Origin of the sequence: Paraburkholderia sp. 22098 (assembly GCF_052045935.1) — a bacterium.
Classification (GTDB): Bacteria; Pseudomonadota; Gammaproteobacteria; order Burkholderiales; family Burkholderiaceae; genus Paraburkholderia; species Paraburkholderia caledonica.
The window spans coordinates 90,596-109,942 of record NZ_JBQEPV010000014.1; the positions used below are offsets into that span (position 1 = coordinate 90,596).

The 19,347-nt window shown below is 62.0% G+C and carries 17 protein-coding genes; 5 read left to right on the forward strand and 12 right to left on the reverse strand.

Annotated elements, in window-relative coordinates; all coding sequences use genetic code 11:
- Positions 1–71: 71 nt before the first annotated feature.
- The 9 genes from ACTJLB_RS25595 to ACTJLB_RS25635 all read right to left on the reverse strand — a co-directional run bounded on the left by ACTJLB_RS25595 (position 72) and on the right by ACTJLB_RS25635 (position 9,279).
- Positions 72–665 carry a UbiX family flavin prenyltransferase gene (locus ACTJLB_RS25595; protein WP_204521407.1) on the reverse strand — a complete coding sequence of 198 codons (594 nt, stop codon included), beginning with the start codon at positions 663–665 and terminating at the stop codon, positions 72–74.
- Positions 652–2,319 carry a UbiD family decarboxylase gene (locus ACTJLB_RS25600; protein WP_440784890.1) on the reverse strand — a complete coding sequence of 556 codons (1,668 nt, stop codon included), beginning with the start codon at positions 2,317–2,319 and terminating at the stop codon, positions 652–654. Before ACTJLB_RS25600 ends, ACTJLB_RS25595 begins: the two co-directional genes overlap by 14 nt.
- 107 nt (positions 2,320–2,426) lie before the next feature.
- Positions 2,427–3,155 carry an enoyl-CoA hydratase/isomerase family protein gene (locus ACTJLB_RS25605; protein ID WP_440784891.1) on the reverse strand — a complete coding sequence of 243 codons (729 nt, stop codon included), beginning with the start codon at positions 3,153–3,155 and terminating at the stop codon, positions 2,427–2,429.
- A 72-nt stretch (positions 3,156–3,227) separates the two neighbouring features.
- Positions 3,228–5,594, reverse strand: coding sequence for a xanthine dehydrogenase family protein molybdopterin-binding subunit (locus ACTJLB_RS25610; RefSeq protein WP_310350316.1), 2,367 nt, complete (start codon positions 5,592–5,594; stop codon positions 3,228–3,230).
- A 4-nt stretch (positions 5,595–5,598) separates the two neighbouring features.
- Entirely contained in the window at positions 5,599–6,120 is a 522-nt protein-coding gene (locus tag ACTJLB_RS25615) for a (2Fe-2S)-binding protein (RefSeq protein ID WP_020067705.1), read from the reverse strand.
- A gap of 19 nt (positions 6,121–6,139) precedes the next feature.
- The gene (locus tag ACTJLB_RS25620; protein WP_020067704.1) at positions 6,140–7,021 is read right to left on the reverse strand and encodes an FAD binding domain-containing protein; all 882 of its coding nucleotides are present in this window, start codon (positions 7,019–7,021) and stop codon (positions 6,140–6,142) included.
- Positions 7,022–7,051: 30 nt separating this feature from the next.
- Complete coding sequence (locus ACTJLB_RS25625) at positions 7,052–7,798, reverse strand: SRPBCC family protein (protein WP_440784892.1); 747 nt, start codon at positions 7,796–7,798, stop codon at positions 7,052–7,054.
- 112 nt (positions 7,799–7,910) lie between these two features.
- Positions 7,911–8,705, reverse strand: coding sequence for an alpha/beta fold hydrolase (locus ACTJLB_RS25630; RefSeq protein ID WP_440784893.1), 795 nt, complete (start codon positions 8,703–8,705; stop codon positions 7,911–7,913).
- 169 nt (positions 8,706–8,874) lie between these two features.
- Positions 8,875–9,279 (reverse strand): carboxymuconolactone decarboxylase family protein, encoded by a 405-nt coding sequence (locus ACTJLB_RS25635; protein WP_020067701.1) that lies wholly within the window; start codon positions 9,277–9,279, stop codon positions 8,875–8,877.
- A gap of 134 nt (positions 9,280–9,413) precedes the next feature.
- Between ACTJLB_RS25635 and ACTJLB_RS25640 the strand changes: the two genes are divergently transcribed.
- The 5 genes from ACTJLB_RS25640 to ACTJLB_RS25660 all read left to right on the forward strand — a co-directional run bounded on the left by ACTJLB_RS25640 (position 9,414) and on the right by ACTJLB_RS25660 (position 15,570).
- Positions 9,414–10,100: a GntR family transcriptional regulator gene (locus ACTJLB_RS25640; RefSeq protein ID WP_020067700.1), complete on the forward strand. Its 687-nt coding sequence runs from the start codon at positions 9,414–9,416 to the stop codon at positions 10,098–10,100.
- Between the two features lie 238 nt (positions 10,101–10,338).
- Positions 10,339–11,637: an MFS transporter gene (locus ACTJLB_RS25645; protein ID WP_440784894.1), complete on the forward strand. Its 1,299-nt coding sequence runs from the start codon at positions 10,339–10,341 to the stop codon at positions 11,635–11,637.
- A 63-nt stretch (positions 11,638–11,700) separates the two neighbouring features.
- Positions 11,701–13,110 carry a uracil-xanthine permease family protein gene (locus ACTJLB_RS25650; RefSeq protein ID WP_440784895.1) on the forward strand — a complete coding sequence of 470 codons (1,410 nt, stop codon included), beginning with the start codon at positions 11,701–11,703 and terminating at the stop codon, positions 13,108–13,110.
- Positions 13,111–13,307: 197 nt separating this feature from the next.
- Positions 13,308–14,351 carry a porin gene (locus ACTJLB_RS25655; RefSeq protein WP_027804573.1) on the forward strand — a complete coding sequence of 348 codons (1,044 nt, stop codon included), beginning with the start codon at positions 13,308–13,310 and terminating at the stop codon, positions 14,349–14,351.
- 121 nt (positions 14,352–14,472) lie between these two features.
- A complete protein-coding gene (locus ACTJLB_RS25660; RefSeq protein WP_051120960.1) occupies positions 14,473–15,570 on the forward strand; it encodes a porin in 1,098 nt (365 codons plus the stop codon).
- 101 nt (positions 15,571–15,671) lie between these two features.
- Here ACTJLB_RS25660 and ACTJLB_RS25665 read toward each other — a convergent pair whose 3' ends face one another.
- The 3 genes from ACTJLB_RS25665 to ACTJLB_RS25675 are packed head-to-tail and all read right to left on the reverse strand — an operon-like array spanning position 15,672 to position 19,322.
- The gene (locus ACTJLB_RS25665) at positions 15,672–16,688 is read right to left on the reverse strand and encodes an alpha/beta fold hydrolase (RefSeq protein WP_440784896.1); all 1,017 of its coding nucleotides are present in this window, start codon (positions 16,686–16,688) and stop codon (positions 15,672–15,674) included.
- 13 nt (positions 16,689–16,701) lie between these two features.
- On the reverse strand, positions 16,702–18,405 hold the full coding sequence (locus tag ACTJLB_RS25670; protein WP_440784897.1) for an amino acid ABC transporter permease/ATP-binding protein: 1,704 nt from the start codon (positions 18,403–18,405) through the stop codon (positions 16,702–16,704).
- A gap of 59 nt (positions 18,406–18,464) precedes the next feature.
- Positions 18,465–19,322: an ABC transporter substrate-binding protein gene (locus ACTJLB_RS25675; RefSeq protein WP_440784898.1), complete on the reverse strand. Its 858-nt coding sequence runs from the start codon at positions 19,320–19,322 to the stop codon at positions 18,465–18,467.
- Positions 19,323–19,347: the final 25 nt, after the last annotated feature.

Here is a 19,347-nt window from a genome sequence, read left to right on the forward strand (position 1 = left end):
CGAAGAAAGCCCGCCGGCACGCGTCGCGCGACGGGTCTGGAAGTAGGGAAACGGCGCGGGCGGTGCGCTCGTTACGACTCGTGTTGCTGCTCTTTCCAGCGTTTGATCACGCCCGTCTCGATGTCGAACAGATCGAGCATGCGGCCGACCGTGTGATCGACGATATCGGCGATCGTCTGCGGCTTCGAATAGAACGCCGGGACGACCGGCGCGATGATCGCGCCCATGTCCGAGAGTTGCACGAGCGTGCGCAGATGGCCTCCGTGCAGCGGCGTTTCGCGCACGCCGAGCACGAGGCGCCGGCGCTCCTTCAACACGACGTCGGCCGCGCGGCTGATCAGAGAACTCGTGATGCCGGTGGCGATCTCGCTCATCGAGCGCACCGAGCACGGCGCGACCAGCATGCCTCTGGTTTTGAACGAACCCGACGAAATAGCCGCGCCGATGTCGCCGGGCGAGTACCAATGCGACGCTCGCGCGCGAAGGTCGGCGGCGCGGATGTCGGTCTCATAGGTCATCGTCAGTTCGGCGGCCTTGCTGATCACGAGGTGCGTCTCGATGCCCGCCTCGGCGAGCAGTTCGAGCGCGCGGATGCCGTAGACCACGCCGGACGCGCCGGTGATGCCGACGATGATGCGCTCCGGAGTGCTGTTATTCGTGCCCACGATTGCCCTCGACGCCGCGCACGGGCGAATTCGGCTCGACGCCGCTCTGGCGGCGCGCGTGATACGACGCGTCGCGCTGCATCCACTCGCCGCGTGTTGCCTGCTTCGCGTTGCGGTCCCACTCCGCAGTCCAGTCGCCGAGCGAGTAGCCGTACCACGGCGACTCCGGCTTGAGCTTCGGCAGACCGAGGCGCTCCCACAGCGCCTTCGCGTTTTCCATGTATTCCTTCTTCGGCAGCGCGAGCGGCGGCATCGGCGTCTTCATCGTCGCGTCGATCAGCATCGCCGAATCGAGGCCCGTATCGTGGTCCGAGCGCGGACCATGGCCGTGCTCGCGGTACGAAATCAGCTTCACGTCCTCGACCGGATTGCAGCGATAGCCCATCGCCCAGAACACGGCGTCGGCATTGTTCGGATCGATGTCGTCGTCAATCGCGATGACGAACTTGCCGATGGCGGCCTGCAGCGACATCGTGCCGTACAGCGCGCGCCAGATTTCGGTCTTCTTCGAACCGCGCTCGAACTGCAGGAACACGAAGCGGCGCAGATTCGTGAGCGGCTCGTGCAGCGACACTTTCTTGATGCCGCGAATGCCCAGGTGATCGCGCAGATGGCGCAGGAACATCGGCTCATACGCAAGACGCTTGATGACGCTCGATCCGGACGGCGTGACCTGCGAGATGATCGACGTCAGCACCGCGTCCCTGCGGCGCGTGATCGCCGTGACTTCGATGGAGAGGTTGTAGTCTTCGAGCGCGACGTAACCGTGGCTCTCGCCGAACGGGCCTTCCGGTTCCAGATATTGCGGATCGACATAGCCTTCGACGACCACTTCCGCTTCGGCCGGCACCAGCAGATCGACCGTGCGGCCTTTGACGACGCGGATCGGCGCGCCGGCGAGACCGCCCGCAACGCTCAGTTCGTCGGTGTTCGGACGCAGCTTCTGCGGACCCTGGAACGCCACGACGGGCGGCGCGCCGAGCACGATGGCGACCGGCATCTTCTCGCCTTTCGCGGCGTACTTGCGCCAATGGTCGAGACCGCCCGCGCGCAGGTTCACGAGCATCATCATGCCAAGGCGCGTGGCGGATTTCAGATGGCCGCGATACGTGCCCATGTTCTGCACGCCGGTGTCCGGGTCGCGCGAGATCACGCCCGTCATCGTCATGTACGGGGCGGCGTCGAAGCCCGGCGTCGAGATCGGCAGCGGCAGCGATTCGAGGCCGTTGCCCGGACCTTCGAGATCCTTGCCTTCGATCACGATGTCGTGCACCGGGCCGCTTTCCACCACGACGGGTGGCACCGGATTGTCGATCGCGCGATTCCACGCATCGCCGATGTCGTCGAGCGACGGCACGTTCATGCCGATCCGGTAGATTTCCGGATTCGCCGCGATGCCGCCGACGATGACCGGAATGTCGTACTTGCGGCCCTTGCTGTCGACGATATTCGTGAAGAGGAACGCCTTACGCTCCGCTTCGGGAATGCCGCCGCGGAACTGCCAGCGCACGAGCGGATGCATTTCGGTGTCTTTGTTGACCGGCTCGTCGATGCGGTACAGCAAACCTGCTGCTTCGAGACGCGCGATGTGGTCGTGCAAGTCCGCGTAACCGGCATTCGCGGAAGTGTTGGAAGTAGTGTCTTGATCTGCCATGGCTGGGTGTCCCGTAAAGCACCGCATTGCGCGGCGCCCTTATTGCCTGAAGTGTTGCCCGGTGCGCGAAGCGCGCCGGTAGTATTGCGGCGAGTAAAGAAGGCGTATTAGCGGCGCATCGACGTCATCGCGTTGGCGAGCGACGCACCCGCCATTTCGCTCGCGAGCGAGAAGTCGGGAATCGTGATCTCGCGGAAGTACGTCTTCAGCGTGGCAATCGCGATCCGGTCGCGCGTGCAGATCGAGGCGACCATTGCGTCCGCACGCTCGGCGAGCTTCGCGGCTGCGACGACCTCTGCGACGATGCCCCACTCGCGTGCGTTCGCGGCGTCGATCGTCTCGGTCAGATAGACCATGTGCGCAGACGCTTTCGGCGGCACCTTGTAACGCAGCACGGACAGCACGAGCGTCGGCGGCAAGTTCTTCTGCAGTTCCGGCAGGCTGAAGCGCGCAGTATCGGCAGCAACGGCCAGGTCGCACGCGGTGACGAGTGCGCAGCCGAAACCCTCCGCGTCGCCTTGTACCTCGGCCAGAACCGGCACTTCGCTCTCGTGCATCGCGCGGTAGACGTCGAGAATCGGATCGGCCACGTTACGGCGGAACTGCGCGGCCGTCGGCGGCGTGGCCGGCGGGGCGCCGACCGCACGGCCGCGGCAGAACGCAGGACCGGACGCGCGAATGCGGATGATCTTGACGTTGTTGTCGCGGCCCGCCTTGCGGATTTCCGCGGCGAGCGCGCGCATGGCTTCGAGCGTGAGCATGTTGCCCTGCTCAGGCTGGCCGAGAGTGATCCGGTATTCGGATTCGTGGAGCGCTGCGGTGAATTCGGTCGTCATGGAGTAAAGTCCAAACAATGAAAACAGGGAAAGGCGCCCGCGCTCCGCGCATGGGAGCGGGGCCTGCGCAGGTCAGCGCGCGTAGGCGCCGGCCTCCTTGAGCTTCTGGAACACGCGCTGCGGAACGAGCGGTGCTTCGGTGAATTCGACGCCGTATTCGGACAGCGCGTCCTCAATTGCAGCGACGATTGCTGCCGCCGCCGGGATCGTGCCGCCTTCGCCCGCACCCTTCACGCCGAGCGGATTCAGCGGCGAGGGCGTTTCGAGGTGCACGATGTCGATGTTCGGCACGTCGGTTGCCATCGGCAGCAGGTATTCGCCGAAGTTGGTCGTGGTGGGCTGCGCGTTCTCGTCGTATTGCATCCATTCGAGCGTCGCGTTGCCGATGCCGTGTGCAACCGAGCCGATCACCTGGCCGTCGACGATCATTGGGTTGATGAGCTTGCCGGAGTCGTGCGCCATCACGTAGTTGAGGATCGTGATGTGGCCCGTCTCGCGATCCACTTCGAGTTCGACGACAGCGGTGCCGTTGCAATACGTCGACTGCGCGGGCGAAAAGTATTTGGTCTCTTCGAGTCCGGCAGTGAGGCCCTCGGGCATCGTGAAGCCGGGCATGCCCTGCGAGATTTTCGCGAGTTGCCCGTAGCTCATACGCTGCTCGATGCCGGCGCGCCGCGCAACGTGACCTTCTACCAGCAACAGTTCTTCGGGCTTGCACTTCCACAGGTGAGCAGCGAGCGTGAGCATCTTTTCGCCCACGGCCTGCGCGGCGATGTAGACGGAGTTGCCCGCATTCACCGTCACGCGGCTCGCGAACGTGCCGACGCCCATCGAGATGCCGCCCGTGTCGCCCGTGATGACGTCGATCGTTTCGAGCGGCACGTTCAGCTGTTCCGCGCAGATCTGCGCGAAGGTCGTCTTGTGGCCCTGGCCTTGCGGCGATGCGCCCGTGATCACGGCGATGCGGCCGTTCGCCTGCACGCGCACCGTCGCGCCTTCGAACGGACCCATGCCTGTGCCTTCGACGAAGCTCGCCATGCCGATGCCGATGAAGCGTCCTTCACGGCGCGCCTCGGCCTTGCGTTGCGCAAAGCTCGAATACTTCGCGCGCTCGAGCGCCGCTTTCTGGCAGGCCGGATAGTCGCCGCTGTCGTAACGCAGCGGGCTGCCGTCGCGATAGATGAAGCCCGCGTCGTACGGCATCTGCTCGGGCTGGATCAGGTTGCGCCAGCGTAACTCCGCGCGGTCCATGCCGAGTGCGCGTGCGGCCTTGTCGAGTATCCGCTCCATCGCAAACACCGCCTGCGGGCGGCCCGCGCCGCGCACCGGCGAGGTCGCGCATTTGTTCGTGTAGACGACGTCGAGCTTCGCGCCCATCGCCGGAATCACGTAAGGGCCGGGCGTGGTCGTGATCGAGATGTACGGCGTGATGATGCCCCACGGCAGGAACGCGCCGTTGTCGTGCACCATCTCCAGTTTCACGCCTCGAATCTTGCCGTCGTTTTCGAGCGCGATTTTCACGGTCCACCACTGGTCGCGTTCCTGCGTGACCGCGAGGAAGTGTTCGCGCCGGTCTTCGATCCATTTGACGGGGCGCTTGAGCGCAACCGCCGCAATCGCGACAAGCGCTTCTTCCGGATAGAACGGCAGCTTCGGACCGAAGCCGCCGCCGACGTCGTTCATCAGCACGCGCAGCTTTTCCGCGTCCCATTCGAGCAGTTCGACGAGATTCTTTTTCTCGTGGTGCGGCGCCTGGCCCGACGACCAGACAGTCAACTCGCCGTTGGCAGCGTGAAATTCGGCGAGATAACCGCGGGTTTCCATCGGATGCGCGGAGCCGCGGTTCTGCCAGTAGGTTTCCTCGACGACGTGCGGCGCGCCGTTGAAGGCCGCGTCGATGTCGCCAAAACCCATTTCGATATGCGCGACGACATTGTCTTTCGCGTCGGTGTGGCAAAGCGGCGACTCGGGGCGCAGGCCGTCGCGGCAATCGGCCACGGCGGGCAGCGTGTCGTATTCGACTTCGATCAGGCCGCACGCGTCTTCGGCGATATAGCGGTTGTCCGCGACCACGAAGGCCACCGCTTCGCCCGCGAACGTCACTTCCGTCGAGGCAAGCAATTCCTGCGTGCGCTCGAAACGGATTGCCGGATTCGGCAGCATCGAAGGCGCGCGGCCCCGTGCGCGGCCGCTCAGGTCCGCGTGTGTGTAGACGGCGTGCACACCCTTCAGTTCGCGAGCGGCCGTGCAGTCGATCGAGACGATTTTCGCGTGCGCATGCGGGCTGCGCAGCACGGCGGCTTGCAGCATGTTCGGCAGATGCACGTCGTCCACGTAGGAACCCTGACCTTGCAACAGCTTCTTGTCTTCGGTGCGCGTCACGCGCTTGCCGATGTAGCGCTGGTCGGTGGGCGCTCCCTTCAGATCGGAAATTTCCATCGTGTTACTCCGTAGCATGTGCCGCAGGCGTCGTCGACGCTGCCGCACGCTGATCGCGGATGCGTTGGGCTGCAAGCAGCGCAGCGGCCACGATCGGCTGATAGCCCGTGCAGCGGCACAGATTGCCCGTGATCGCTTCGCGGATTTCCGATTCGCTCGGCGAATCCGTTTCGTTCAGCAATTCGGTGAGCGTCATCAACATGCCGGGCGTGCAGAAGCCGCATTGCAGCGCGTGCGTTTCGGTGAAGGCTTTCTGCAGTTCGTTGAGCGTGCCGTCTGCGTGAGCAAGGCCTTCCACGGTCGTCAGCGAGCGGCCGTTGACCTGGGCGGCAAGCGTCAGACAGGCGCGCGCGGTGCGGCCTTCGATCAGCACGGTGCAGGCGCCGCATACGCCGTGCTCGCAACCGTAGTGCGTTCCGGTGAGTTCGAGGTCATGACGCAGGAAGTCACCGAGCATGCGCCGCGATTCGACTTCGCGCTCATAAGCGGTGCCGTTGACGACGACTCTGACAGTACGAGTCTCCATGTGCATCTCCTTAGTCACTCTACGATTGTCTTGCGACACGCGAGAACGCACGTTTCAGCGCTCTTTCGGTCAGGACGCCTGCAAGATGCTGGCGGTAGTCGGTACTGACGTGCGCGTCGGTCATGACGTCGAGCGCGCTGGCGGCGTCGCTCGCCATGCGCAGCGCGGCGTCGTCCATCGGGCGGCCGCGCAGCGCGGTCTCCACGTCGTGCATGCGGACGGGGCCGGGCGCAACGCCGCAGATCGTGAGCGACACGCGGTCGAGGTTGCCTTGCGCGTCGGCGGTGCAGAGCGCCGCGACGCCGACGATCGCGTAATCGCCATGACGTCGCGCGAATTCTTCGAAAGCATAGCCATGACCTTCGGGCCAGATGTCGAGCGAGATGCCTGCGAGCAGTTCTCCTTCTTCGAGCGCGGGCGTCATGTACATCACGGCCCAGTCGGACATCGGCAATTCGCGGTGCGTGACCGCGCCGTCTTCATAGCGTGCAATGGTCAACACGCCGTCGAGCGCGGCGGTGAAGCACGGCTGTTCCGACGAAGGATCGAGCTGGCACAGACTTCCGCCGAGCGTGCCGCGATTGCGGATCTGCTTGTGGCTCACGAGCTGATACGCCTCCCGGATCAGCGGCGCGCGTTGAATGACGAGCGGCGACAATTCGATGTCGCGTTGCCGCGCCATCGCGCCGATGTGGAGGCGATCGCCGCGCTGCTCGATGCGGGTCAGTGCTTCGACGCCGTTCAGGTCGATCAGATGACTCGTCATCAGATACCGGAAGTTCATCATCGGCATCAGCGACTGACCGCCCGCCAGCACTCGCGCGTCCTCGAGCGTGCCGAGCAGTTGCACGGCTTCGTCGAGCGTGGTCGGCGCGTGGTACAGAAATTCACTGGGTTTCATGCGTGCTCCGATAGTGCAGCGGTGGCATCTTCAATGTTGCTGTTTAGCGCCGAAGAGCCGCGCGAAGAAATTCCGGACCGACTGCCACATGGCTTTGCGCATGAGCGCGCCCGCGTCGAGCGGAACAACCGGCGCAGGTGCGGGCGGCGGGCGGCGCGTTTCGACGGCCGGGCGCGACGCATCCGTCGTGGCGGTCTGCGTTGCCTCGTTGATCCCATTAGTTTGATCGCTGGGAGCCGATGCGGCGCCGCCGGACGTCGCGTGCGTCGCGTGCGCAGCTTGCGCCGACGTAGCGGTTTCAGCGGCATACGCGGCGTCGGACTCGATCAGCGCGGTCAGATTCTTCGCGAACTGGTTCAGCAACTGCTGCGAGAGCGCTTCGATCATTCCGGCGCCGCGTCCATACTGCGCGACGGTGCCCGACAGATTCACGTCCGAGACGACGTCCACTTTGGTCTTGCCGCTGCCGGCGTCGGTCACGGCCGCGTTGATCTGCGCATCTGCGCCGCCGCGTCCCTTCGTGTCGGTGCCGCTTGCGGACACCAGGACCTTGCGGTCTGCGTCGTTCTGTTCAGCGATCTTGAATTTGCCCGCGAATTTCAGCGTGAGCGGGCCGAGCTTTACGGTGAAGCCACCCTTGTAGCTGCCGTCGGGCTGCTGTTCCTTCAGTTCCGCGCCCGGAAAGCACGGGGCGGACCGTTCGATGTCGATCATGGTCTTCCAGACGTCGGACGGCGGTGCATCGACGGTGAAAGACGAACGGATTGTGATTGCCATACTGCCTCCTCGAGACGATCGGCCGTGGCAGCCGCCGCTCCATTTATTCGGTCACTGCTGGGCCGCGCGGCGTGCGAAAAGGTGTTCGCGTGCGCACGGCCAGCGTTTCATTTCATTGAGCAAGGCTCGACAGAAAATCGTCGAACACCGTTGCGAAGACTTCACGCATGTCGAATGCGCCGAAATGCGCGGCGCCCGGCACCACGACAAAACGGCTGTGCGGCAGCGCGTCTGCGATCTTCTGCGATACCGCCGGCGCGATGCTCGCGTCGGCCTCGCCCGCGACGACGAGTGCTGGCGCTTTCACGCGGGGCAGCTCGCCAAGGTTATCCAGCTGCGAGATGGCCTGCCAGTTCGCGCTCCAGCTATACCAGTCGTCGGCGGCAAGACGTGCGCGGCATTTTTCGACGAGATCCGGGCGCGGGGTGTCGGCGGTGAACCAGCGTGCGATCGTGTCGTCCGTGACTTCGGACATCGAGCCCTGGCGGCTCATGTCGCCGCGCGCAAGGATGCGCGGACGCACTTCGTCGGGGAAGCCGCCCGCCGTGCCGCACAGAATCAGCGCGCCGGCGAGTTCCGGAAACTGGATCGCAACGCGCTGCGCAATCATGCCGCCCATCGAGACGCCGATCAGCGTGGCGCCGCTCAGGTGCTCCTTGCGCAGCACGGCGGCGACGTCGGCCGCATGATCGGCGAGCGTGACGGGCGACGTGATGACGCTCGACTCGCCGTGGCCGCGAAGGTCGATTGCGACGACGTCATAGGACGCCGCCCAATCCTCGACATATTCGTCCCACCAGCTCCGGTCGACGCCGATCGGATGAAGCAGGACCAGCGGCCGGCCCGTCCCGCGACGGGAGTAGGCGATGCGGCCTGCGGGGAGTTCGCAGAAAGTTGACTGAGACATGACTTGTACAGGTAACGCGTCGGTGACAGGTGTTTCGCGCCCGGCCGCCGGATGGGCAGCTCGCGGCGCGCAACGCCTGGAACTCCCGGAACCGCCAGGCGGACGTGCCCGAGATGAATTGCGACGACGGATCGCATGTGCCGCGATCTTGACGGATCGCTTGCGGGATTCAGGCCGTTGCGGCGGCTTTTGCCTTCAGATCGAGCACGACCGCTTTTGCCCGGCGCAGCCCTTCGGCGGCAACAGGAATGCCTGCGTAGACGCCTGCCTGCAGGACAACTTCGGCAATTTCCTCTTCCGTCACACCGTTGTTGACCGCGCCGCGCGTATGAACTTCGAATTCGTGCCAGCGGCCGAGCGACGCCAGCATCGCGAGGTTCAGCATGCTGCGCGTGGCTCGCGTGAGGCCGTCCCGGTTCCACACGTTGCCCCAGCATACGTCTTCCGTGTACTCGAGGAACACGGTGTCGAAAAGATGAGGATTCGCGTTGTTCTGCGTATGGTTCGCGCCCAGTACTTCCTTGCGGATCTTTGCGCCGATGGCACGACGTTCGGATAGCGTGATGTCTTCCATGAGTATCCTTCGAGTTTGTCCAGCGGTTGTAGGATTGTATAATGAGAGCGAGTATCGGAGCTTAGCCGTCGAATGTCAATATGATTGTATTACGAAGTATGGCGGCTCCTATTTTTCTACGGCAAAGGGAAGGGATGAATACCAATAGACTGGTTGTGCGGCCGGTGGCCACGCTGCGGCAGCAGGTGATAGATGGTCTGCGTGCGTGTATTAGCGATCTGACGTTCAAACCGGGCGACCGGCTGATCGAGCGCGAGCTCTGTGAAATGCTCGGCGTCAGCCGCACGCTTGTTCGTGAGGCGCTCAGCCAGCTGGTCGCGGAAGGGCTCGTGCAGATCATTCCGCACAAAGGTCCGATCGTCGCCGTCATGACGGGCGACGAGGCGCGCGGTCTATATGAAGTGCGCGCCGTACTGGAGGCGCTTGCGGGCCGCCAGTTCACCGAGCGGGCAACCGAAGAACAGCGTACAGCGCTGAAGAATGCATTGAACGAACTGGCGTCGATGCGCGACATGCAAGGTCAGGAAGGCACCATGCGCTTCCTGAAGCAGAAGGCGCAGTTCTACGACGTGATCCTCGAAGGAGCGGGCAATCCGGTGCTCACCGAGATGCTGCGTCTCGTCCATACCCGCGTGATGATGCTGCGTGCCACTACGCTTTCCCAGGAAGGCCGCCTCGTGCAGAGCTACGACGAGATCGCCGCGATTGTCGACGCGGTGATGCGCAACGACGCCGACGCTGCGGCGGCGGCGTGCAAACACCATGTCGAGCAGGCGGAAAGGCTGGCGGTTCAGGTTCTGGCCGTGGCAGCCAATGACTAGCAGCGGTCATCGCAACGGCGGCGTATGCCCGCAGTTTGCCTGACCTGATCCATCCCGCATAAGGCAGGGCGCGCCAATTGCGCGCGTGCCGTCCGTCTGGCTGTCGTGTCGTAATACAATAATCTGTATTGCAATCTAATTGCATTACGATATACTGCGCGCATTGACGAAAGCGGGCCTATGACCCGTACCAATCACACCGCTCGCCCTCACGGCGGAAGATCAGGAGACGGGAACCATGGGCACATCGCAGGGCGCCAAGGCGGCGCCGGTGGCTTCGGTCGACGCGCAGGCATACAGATTGTCGCGCTATCAGTGGCTGGCGCTGATTTCAGCGTTCCTCGGCTGGATGTTCGATTCGATGGACCTGAATCTCTTCACGCTCGTGCTCGTGCCCAGCGTGAGCCAGCTGCTGCATAGCACCGACGCAACGGAAATCAGCAAGATCGGCAGCTACATCATTGCGGGCAAGCTGCTCACGTGGGGGATCGGTGGCGTGCTGTTCGGCGTAGCGGCGGACCGGTACGGCCGCTCGCGTGTCATGGGCCTCACCATCCTCATCTATGCGGCCTTCACGCTCTTGAGCGCATTCGCAAAAACGTGGCCGCAGCTTGCCGTCGCGCAGGCAATGGCCGGTTTCGGTATCGGCGGCGAGTGGGCGGCGGGCGCCGCGCTCGTCGCCGAATCATGGCCGGGGCGGCAACGCAACCGCGCCATGCAGATCATGCAAATGGCGTTCGCGTTCGGCTTTCTCGCCGCGGCGCTCGACAACCTGCTGCTCGGCCGATTCGGCTGGCGCGTCGTGCTCGGTGTGGGCGCGGCGCCGGCACTCGTCACCATTCTCGTGCGCCGCTTCGTGCCGGAGCCGCAGCGCTGGGTGCAAGTGCGGGAGAGCGTCGTCGCGGAATCGGCGATGCAAACCTTCACCGCCATTTTCGCGCCGGGACTTCGGCGCAAGACGATCATCGGCGTGATCGTGTCGTCGGCGGCCATGCTCGGCTGCTGGGGCGGTCTCACGTTCCTGCCGAGCTGGATTCATCAGCTTTCGGCTGCCGCTGCCGATCAGCGCAACATCGGCACCACGGTCAGCTACGCGTTCATCCTGATGATGTTCGGCGCGACGCTCGGTTATCTGACACTGATCTGGATGCTCGACGCCTTCGGCCGACGCATGTCGTATTTCATATTTTCATCAGGATCGCTGATTGTTTCGCTCGTGCTGTTCATGACGGTGCACGACGTCGGCGGCGTGCTCTGGCTCATGCCTGTGTATGGCTATTTCGTGATCGGCGCGTTCGGCACGTTCGCCGCCTATCTGCCCGAACTTTTCCCGACCCGTGTGCGCGCAACCGGCCAAGGCTTCTGCTGGAACATGGCACGTGCGTTGACGAGCATCGGACCGATCGCAGGCAACGCGGTAGTGAGCAGATTCGGCTCGTTTCCGGCGGCGTCGGCTGCAGTGTCGCTGCTCTTTATCGTCGGCATGGTGTCAATCTGGTTCGGTCCGGAAACGAAAGGCGTTCCGCTCGACAACTGAAGCTCGCCGACAGCAGGCGCGCGTCGCCAGACAGGCTTTCCTTTTGGTTCAATGGAACAAACCTTGAATACACATATGCCGAAACCCGGCGCATCGACCCGAGACGCCACTGCGGACATTGCGCCGGCGGGCGTGTTCGACATCGGGATCAACGGGCGTTTGCCGCTGCCGCAACTGGCCGTGCTCGCGCTGCAGAACGTATTCGGCATGACCGGTATGTTCGTTTTTCCGGGAATTCTCGGGCGCGCCTTTCATCTGGCCGATGAGCAGATCGCCTACCTGTACGGAATGACGTTCATCGCATGCGGGATCATCACGATCCTGCAATCGGTGCTGCTGTTGCGTCTGCCGATCGTGCAGGGTCCTTATGCAGGCAGTTTCGGTGCGCTCCTGACGGTAGGGCATTTGCAGTCGGGCGGGCTCGGCACGGCATTCGGATCGTTCTTCGCCGCGTCGCTGATCTGGTGCGTGCTCACGGTGCCGATCCGCGGACGCAGCGTTGCAGGCGTATTCGCGAAGCATCTGCGCCTGCCGATCATCTCCGGAATGATGGTGATGCTGATCGTCGTGCAGATCGCAAGCGTTGCCTTGCCGACGTGGATCGGAAGCACTAAAAGCCCTGGTTTCCCAGTCGTGAATCTGCTTTCGGGCACGGTGGCGGTGGCGGGCATTGTGTTCGCGATGCTGTGGGGCGGACAGCGTATGCGTCGCGTGGCGATCCTGGTGGGCCTCGCGCTCGGCACGTTGGCCTATACGCTGTTTCAGCCCGTGTCGTTCACCGCGGTTGCTGCGGCGCCGTTCCTCGTCGAGCCGCGCATCTTTCCATTCGGCTTCGGCGTGAGGCCCGATCTCGTCGCCGTGTTTCTGCTCGTGCTGATTCCCGCCGGCATGGGATCGATGGCGCTCTATCAGGCTGTTGCCGAATGGGGCGATGAGACACTGAGCCCCGGCCGGATGTCAGAGGGCCTGTTCGGCGTCGCACTCGGCTCGGTGGTCGCGGCGGTCTGGGGCGGCTTCAGCACCATTGCGTATCCGGACAACATCGGCATTCTGCGCGCCACGAGGGTGGGCTCGCGTTTCGTTACACTCGCCGCCGGCTGCCTGCTGATCGTACTGGGCGGTTGCGTGAAGTTCGACATGCTGCTGGTCGTCCTGCCGATTCCGGTGATCTCGGCTGCCGCGACGCTGCTGTTCGGCATCGTCTTCATGCACGGCGTGCATATTCTCGCGCAGGTGGAATGGGACGATCGGCGGCTGATCGTATCGGGGCTCGCGTTTCTCATTGGCCTTGGTGGTCTATTCATCTCGCCCGAAGTGATTCACGCAATGCCGCTGATGCTCCAGCTCGTCGTTCAGCAGCCTGTGATTTCGGGCGGTCTGACTCTCGTCATATTGCACTCGCTACTTTGCTCGAAACAGAAGGCGCCGAACACGCCTTCGGCTGCGCCGTCGCGCACACAGAATCAGACATAAGCAGGGCAGGAGGGCGGACATCCCTGCGCGTCGTTTTCCGGTGACGCGCATAGATATAAAAAGTAGAGACCACAGAATCTATATTTCGTAGTCCGTAAAAACCGTCGACGTCGTAAACGTGACTGGACATATCCTGGCATGTCCGTCGCGCGCCGGCTCGCATGCGCTCGTCCAGGTTGGAGAAGCAGGAGACTTAGATGCGAATAAGACTGAAAGTAATGGCACTGATTATTGGCGCTGCGTTTTGTGCAGAAGCCGCTCACGCGCAATCTAGTGTGCAGCTTTATGGACTTCTCGATGCGTTTGTCGGCTACAAGAAGCCGATGAATGGTCGGGCGAGCGTGATCGCCGGTAATGGCGGCATGACCGCGCCGTACTTTGGTCTGCGCGGCACGGAAGATCTGGGCGGCGGCACCAAGGTCGTGTTCGATCTCGAAGGCTACTTCAACATTCAGACCGGCGCGATGGGCCGCACCGGCTTTCCGCAGGACGGACTGTTCTCGCGTAACGCGTATGTTGGCTTGACCGGCCGTTACGGCACGGTGACGGCCGGCCTGATTCCGCCGTTGCTCTGGTTCTCGACGATCACTTTCAACCCGTTCTTCAACTCGTTCGTGTTTTCGCCGATCGTGCTGCAGAGCTACGTCGGCGTGAATGGACAGGGTGTATTCGGCAATGCGGGCGAATGGTGGAACTCGGTGTACTACGCGTCGCCGTCGTACAACGGACTCGTAGGACGCGCGATGTATTCATTCGGCAACGAAGCGGGCCATCCCGGCCAGAACAAGTGGAGCGGCCAGGTCTCGTACAACAACGGCGGTTTCGCGACCTCGGTCGTCTATCAGCAGATCAAGTACAGCCTCAACGCCGGCGATCTCGGCACGCTGATTCCGGGGCTAACCACGCAGTCCGTAGTGAACCTCGGCGTTTCGTACAGCATGAACTTCGTGAAGCTCTACGGACAATATCAGCACGTGTGGGATTCCATCTCGAACGGCGATGTCGGCATCGACACCGCACAGATTGGTTTCGCCATTCCCGTGGGCGTGGGCCGGATTCTCGGTTCGGATGCTTATTCAAAGAGCTCCGGTCACGCGTCCGTCTATCGCAACACGTGGGCGCTTTCGTACGACTACCCGCTGTCCAAACGCACCGATGTCTATGCCGCGGTGCTGTCCGACCGCGCGAGCAGGATGGCGACCGGCACCACAGTCGGCGGCGGTCTGCGCACGCAATTCTGATTGATGGCCCACTGCGCCGAGTGCGCGGATTTCTCGGGCAATCCCCGAAAGATGGCGGAGGGATGGGCAGCGCATGGCATGCCCCCTCGCCTCACAGATTAACGATTTCAATGGAGGAGATATGTTTGAAACTGGAGTAAGGGGGCGCGGCACGCGCAGGATCGGCATGCGGCGCTCGCTGGCGGCAATGACACTGGTGGGACTGTCGAGCGGTGCAGCGCACGCACAAAGCAGCGTTACGTTGTATGGCTCGCTGGACGGCGGGCTGCGTAATCTCGTGAACGGCACCAAGGCAGGCGGTGCAGCGCTGTCTATGGCCTCGAACGGCGTCTATAAATCGAATCGCTGGGGATTTCTTGGGATCGAGGACCTGGGCGGCGGCTACTATGTACGCTTCAATCTCGAAGCGGGCTATATTCTGTCGACTGGCGCGAACAGCGCCTCTAACAACACGCTGTTTTCGCGCACGTCGACGGTTGGAATCGGTGGCCCGTTCGGTCAGGTAGACGTGGGGCATCAGTTCACACTGCAGCACCGCCTGATCAAAGACTTCGAGCCATTCGATCTGCGTTATCTGGGCATTACCGAAGCGGCGGCGATTTCGGGCGGCACGAGCGGCCGCGACGACAACGCGATCCACTATCACGGAGACTTCGGTCCGTGGACGCCCCGTGCGGTCTACGCGCCGGGCGGCATCGCGGGCAGTTTGTCTAGCGGCTCCATGATCGCGGGCGGCCTGAATTACCACACCAGGATGTTCAAGTTCGGCGCCGGCTACACGCATCGTTCGAATCCGCTTTCGACTACAGCGACCACGACCCCGTATTTTGCCAACAATCAATACACCGCTGGCGGTGCCGTGACGATCGGTCCGGTCGATCTGATGGCGGGCTATTCGCTCACTACACAGTCCGTTCCTTCGACGGTGCACGGCGAGACTCGCAACCAATACCTGTGGGGCGGTTTCCGCTATAAGGTGTCGTCGTTCTTCAACGTGACGGGCGCGTATTACGACAACAAGAACTCGACGGCCGGCGTGGACGGCAGGAAGGACGTTTCTATTCTCGGCGTCACCTATTCGCTGTCGAAAAGCACACAGTTCTATGCTGACGTCGACTACACGCATTTCACTGGCGGCTATGTCACCAACGCGACGCTCAACCCATCCGGACATGCGAAGCAGACCGGCGTCTCATTCGGTATGAACCACAATTTTTAGTGCTTTTGAGTGGCTACCGAAGGAAACCTCCTGGAGGGAAAGCGGATTCCGACTTCCGTTCTCCGGGAGGAGTACTTCAATCGATGCGCCTCGCACGGGCGTTACATAGCCAGAATTTCCCTGACTGCATCGTCGATGAACCTGACGTCGACGGGATTGGCCGCGGGGCCGCCCGCAAAATGACCCCACACTGATTCGATAGGCCGCAGTAGTGCATTGGGCATCTTCGAGACTTCATACTCACTGTCTTCCGGCGGAAAATATAGATCGGTGCGCCCGGGCATCACAATAGCTTTCGCTGTGATACTGCCCAACGCCCGATCGAAATCACCTTGATAAAGCGAATTCGCGGAGATATCGGCGTATTGCCAGCTCCGCATCATTGACAGAATATTGTTCGCGTCTTTCTTCAGGAAATCGCCTTCCCAGAAGTGAGTGATGAAGTCCTCCAGCGAGCCATATCCCATGGCTTCCATGTCGAGCCGTTGACGTAAAAACGCCTGCGAAAATCCCCACCCGGCAAATACACGTGCGGCAGCGCGCATTCCACGCGTCGGCGGCGTATCGTAGAAGCCGTCGCGGAATTCCGGGTCCAGCAGCAAAGGTGCCTTGAGCCCTTCTATAAATACGAAGTTGTGCCGCGAGCACCGTGCCGCTCCACAAAACGGCAGTATGCGTTCTACCATCTGCGGGTACATCGCCGCCCAGTGGAACGCCTGCATCGCGCCCATCGACCAGCCGGTAACGAGCCTGAGCGACTCAATGCCGAACTTCTCGGTCACGAGGCGATATTGCATCGCGACGTTGTCGTATAGCGTCACGAGCGGAAATCGTCCACGGTCATAAGGTGGAGGATTGTTGCTCGGCGAACTCGATACGCCGTTGCCAAACATATTGGGGACAATGATGAAGTACTCACGCGGGTCGAGCCCCATGTGCTCGCCTATCAACCATTCATTGTCCGCATGACTGCCGCTATAAAACGTCGGGTAGACAATCGCGTTGTTGCGTGCCGCATTCAGCCGGCCATAGGTCTTGTAGCTGAGCAGCATGTCGGGCAGCGTCGCGCCGGACTGCAGCACGACACGGCCAAGGTTGAAAGTTTCGAAGTCCGTCATGAGAGCCTCTTATTCAATTGGCGACGACGTTAAGGAATTTTCGAGTGCGTTCGTGAGTCGGGTTGTCGATAACCTGCTGCGGCGTACCTTGTTCGATGACTTCGCCGCCATCCATGAAAACGACGCGGTCAGCGACATCGCGGGCAAAGCGGATCTCATGGGTAACGACGATCATCGTCATGCCGGCATCAGCGAGCCCTCGCATCACGCCAAGTACTTCTCCGACAAGTTCTGGATCGAGAGCTGAAGTCGGCTCGTCGAAAAGCATCAGCTTGGGCTTGATCGCGAGCGCGCGCGCAATCGCCACGCGCTGCTGCTGCCCGCCCGATAATCTATGCGGTAAATAATCTTCATGCGCGGCGAGGCCCACGCTTTTCAACAGGTCCCGGCCAAGCGCTTCTGCTTCGGCGCGCGGCACGTCATAGACCTGCCGCTGTGCTTCCACAATATTGTCGAGCGCACTCAAATGACTGAACAGATTGAAATGCTGAAATACCATGCCCACGCGCGCTTCGGCGCGTGCGCGTGCGAGGTTGTGCAGCGGCCGCACCGTGCCGCCGCCGCCCGGCACTTCCCGGTAACCTACGTACTGGGAATCGACCTTGATCGTCCCCCAGTCGAGCGGTTCAAGATGATTGATGAGCTTGAGCAGCGTGCTTTTTCCGGAACCGCTCGGACCCAGAATGACGACCACTTCGCCGTGCGCGATCGACAGATCGACGCCGCGCAAAATCTCGCGTTTGCCATACGATTTCCAGACGTTCCTGCACGCGACGAACGGTTCGTCGCGCTGCCGTGGCGTGCGGCTTTCAGCGGGCAGTAGCGTGCCGATCCATGCGTGATCATTCGGCTCCACCACCTGAGCGGCGACCGGCAAGACTACTTGTGCGTCGGGCTGTTTCGCATCTGGCGTCGAAGCGCGCAGTCCGAACCACGAGAATGTAAGTTTGCGGTCGCGCTCGTGATCGAAGAGGCGTTCGAGCCATACCTGAGCTAATGAGATCCCGCTCGTCAGGAACAGATAGATCACCGCAGCCGCGCCGAAGACAGTGAAGAACTTGAAGTTCTGACCGACGACCTGTTGTGAGCGAAACGTGAGCTCGTTGACGAAAATTACCGAGGCAATCGACGTCAGCTTCAACATGCCGATGGTGTCGTTGGCGAGACCGGGAATCACCGCCCGCATGGACTGCGGCAGGATGATGCGGCGTAACGTCAACAACGGTCCCATGCCGAGTGCCGCGGCCGCAATGGATTGCGACCGGTTCACCGACAGAATGCCCGCACGAAACAGTTCAGCGCTGAACGCAGCCTCGTTCAATGCGAAGCCGATAACAGCAGTCGAGACTTCATCGAAGCGCAGACCGATCAATGGCAAAGCATCGAAGATAAAGACAAGCTGTAGCAGTTGCGGTGTCCCGCGCACGAACCAGATGTAGCCCCACGCCGCCGAGTTCAAAGTCCTGAACCGTGAGAGCCGCATTAGCGCAAGACCGAGGCCGAGCACAAGCCCAATCGCCATTGCGATCAGCGTGATTTTCACCGCAATCCACGCGCCGCCGAGCAGGAATGGCGAGCCGACATAACCTACCAGTTCCCTGAAACCGTCGAGTACCTGGACGCCATCAAGACCGGCGGCCATCGCCGGCTGAAAGACCAGCATGGCGGCGATACCGAGTGCGCCGACGACGTTTTGTTTGATTCGCAATGCCTTCATGTCAGAACCTGATTCATGACGCTACGGACACACCCAACGGCGTGCCGCGCAGGCAGCCTTTATTGAGTAAGCAGCGTGCTCGGCATTTCGAGCGACGGATCCACGCCGTAGTGCTGGAACGTTTTCTTCTGAGTCTGATTCGCCTGCATGATCCTGAGTCCGTCGGACACGGCGGCGATCATATCGGCGTTGCCTTTCTTCACACCCACGCCGATCTTCATGCCGCTCGTCACCATGAATCCGCGGGTGTAGAGCTGCGGGTTCTGTTTCGCGAGACCGTCGACGAGCGCCAGGTCGTACATCATCACGTCGGCACGATGACTGGCGACGAGGCGTGCACCCGATGCGATATCGGCTGAAGTCATGATGGTCACGTCCGATTTGCCTTCGGCCTTGCACTTCGCGGCCTGCGCTTGCGCCATCGTCAGTTCGACGGTGCCGATGCCCGCTGTGACGGTGAGGCCGCAGAGCTTTGCGATGTCATCGATTTTCTTCGGGTTGCCGGCGGCCACCAGGCCGCCAGTACCGGCCTGCATATACGTGACGAAAGTCGTTTCCTTTGCGCGTTCGGGCGTGTAGTACAGCAAGTCCCACATCACATCGATCTGTCCGGCGCGCAGTGCCGGCAGCAGACCAGGCCAGCCGGCGGTGAAGAACTCCGTTTTAACGCCCGCGCAATCGAACACGGCGCGGGCCATGTCGGCATCGGCACCGATAATCTTGTTGAAGTCCTTGCTGTCACGAAACGCATACGGCGGCGACTCCGGATCGACGCCGATCTTGATGGTCTTTCCGGCCAGGGACGGATATTTCTGTGCCACTTTCGACGGCTCGCACGATTGAGCGGATGCGCCTTGTGCGAGAAGAAGGCTGATGACAGCGCATAAGAGAAGCTTGAACGCTTTTGACATGGACATGGCGGGACCTTTGAAGAGGTTGAAC

Bases quoted from the DNA above. Each gene is read 5' to 3' on its own strand.
- ACTJLB_RS25600 (WP_440784890.1), bottom strand. From the start codon at position 2,319: ATGGCAGATCAAGACACTACTTCCAACACTTCCGCGAATGCCGGTTAC.
- ACTJLB_RS25605 (WP_440784891.1), bottom strand. From the start codon at position 3,155: ATGACGACCGAATTCACCGCAGCGCTCCACGAATCCGAATACCGGATC.
- ACTJLB_RS25610 (WP_310350316.1), bottom strand. From the start codon at position 5,594: ATGGAAATTTCCGATCTGAAGGGAGCGCCCACCGACCAGCGCTACATC.
- ACTJLB_RS25615 (WP_020067705.1), bottom strand. From the start codon at position 6,120: ATGGAGACTCGTACTGTCAGAGTCGTCGTCAACGGCACCGCTTATGAG.
- ACTJLB_RS25620 (WP_020067704.1), bottom strand. From the start codon at position 7,021: ATGAAACCCAGTGAATTTCTGTACCACGCGCCGACCACGCTCGACGAA.
- ACTJLB_RS25625 (WP_440784892.1), bottom strand. From the start codon at position 7,798: ATGGCAATCACAATCCGTTCGTCTTTCACCGTCGATGCACCGCCGTCC.
- ACTJLB_RS25630 (WP_440784893.1), bottom strand. From the start codon at position 8,705: ATGTCTCAGTCAACTTTCTGCGAACTCCCCGCAGGCCGCATCGCCTAC.
- ACTJLB_RS25635 (WP_020067701.1), bottom strand. From the start codon at position 9,279: ATGGAAGACATCACGCTATCCGAACGTCGTGCCATCGGCGCAAAGATC.
- ACTJLB_RS25640 (WP_020067700.1), top strand. From the start codon at position 9,414: ATGAATACCAATAGACTGGTTGTGCGGCCGGTGGCCACGCTGCGGCAG.
- ACTJLB_RS25645 (WP_440784894.1), top strand. From the start codon at position 10,339: ATGGGCACATCGCAGGGCGCCAAGGCGGCGCCGGTGGCTTCGGTCGAC.
- ACTJLB_RS25655 (WP_027804573.1), top strand. From the start codon at position 13,308: ATGCGAATAAGACTGAAAGTAATGGCACTGATTATTGGCGCTGCGTTT.
- ACTJLB_RS25660 (WP_051120960.1), top strand. From the start codon at position 14,473: ATGTTTGAAACTGGAGTAAGGGGGCGCGGCACGCGCAGGATCGGCATG.
- ACTJLB_RS25665 (WP_440784896.1), bottom strand. From the start codon at position 16,688: ATGACGGACTTCGAAACTTTCAACCTTGGCCGTGTCGTGCTGCAGTCC.
- ACTJLB_RS25670 (WP_440784897.1), bottom strand. From the start codon at position 18,405: ATGAAGGCATTGCGAATCAAACAAAACGTCGTCGGCGCACTCGGTATC.
- ACTJLB_RS25675 (WP_440784898.1), bottom strand. From the start codon at position 19,322: ATGTCCATGTCAAAAGCGTTCAAGCTTCTCTTATGCGCTGTCATCAGC.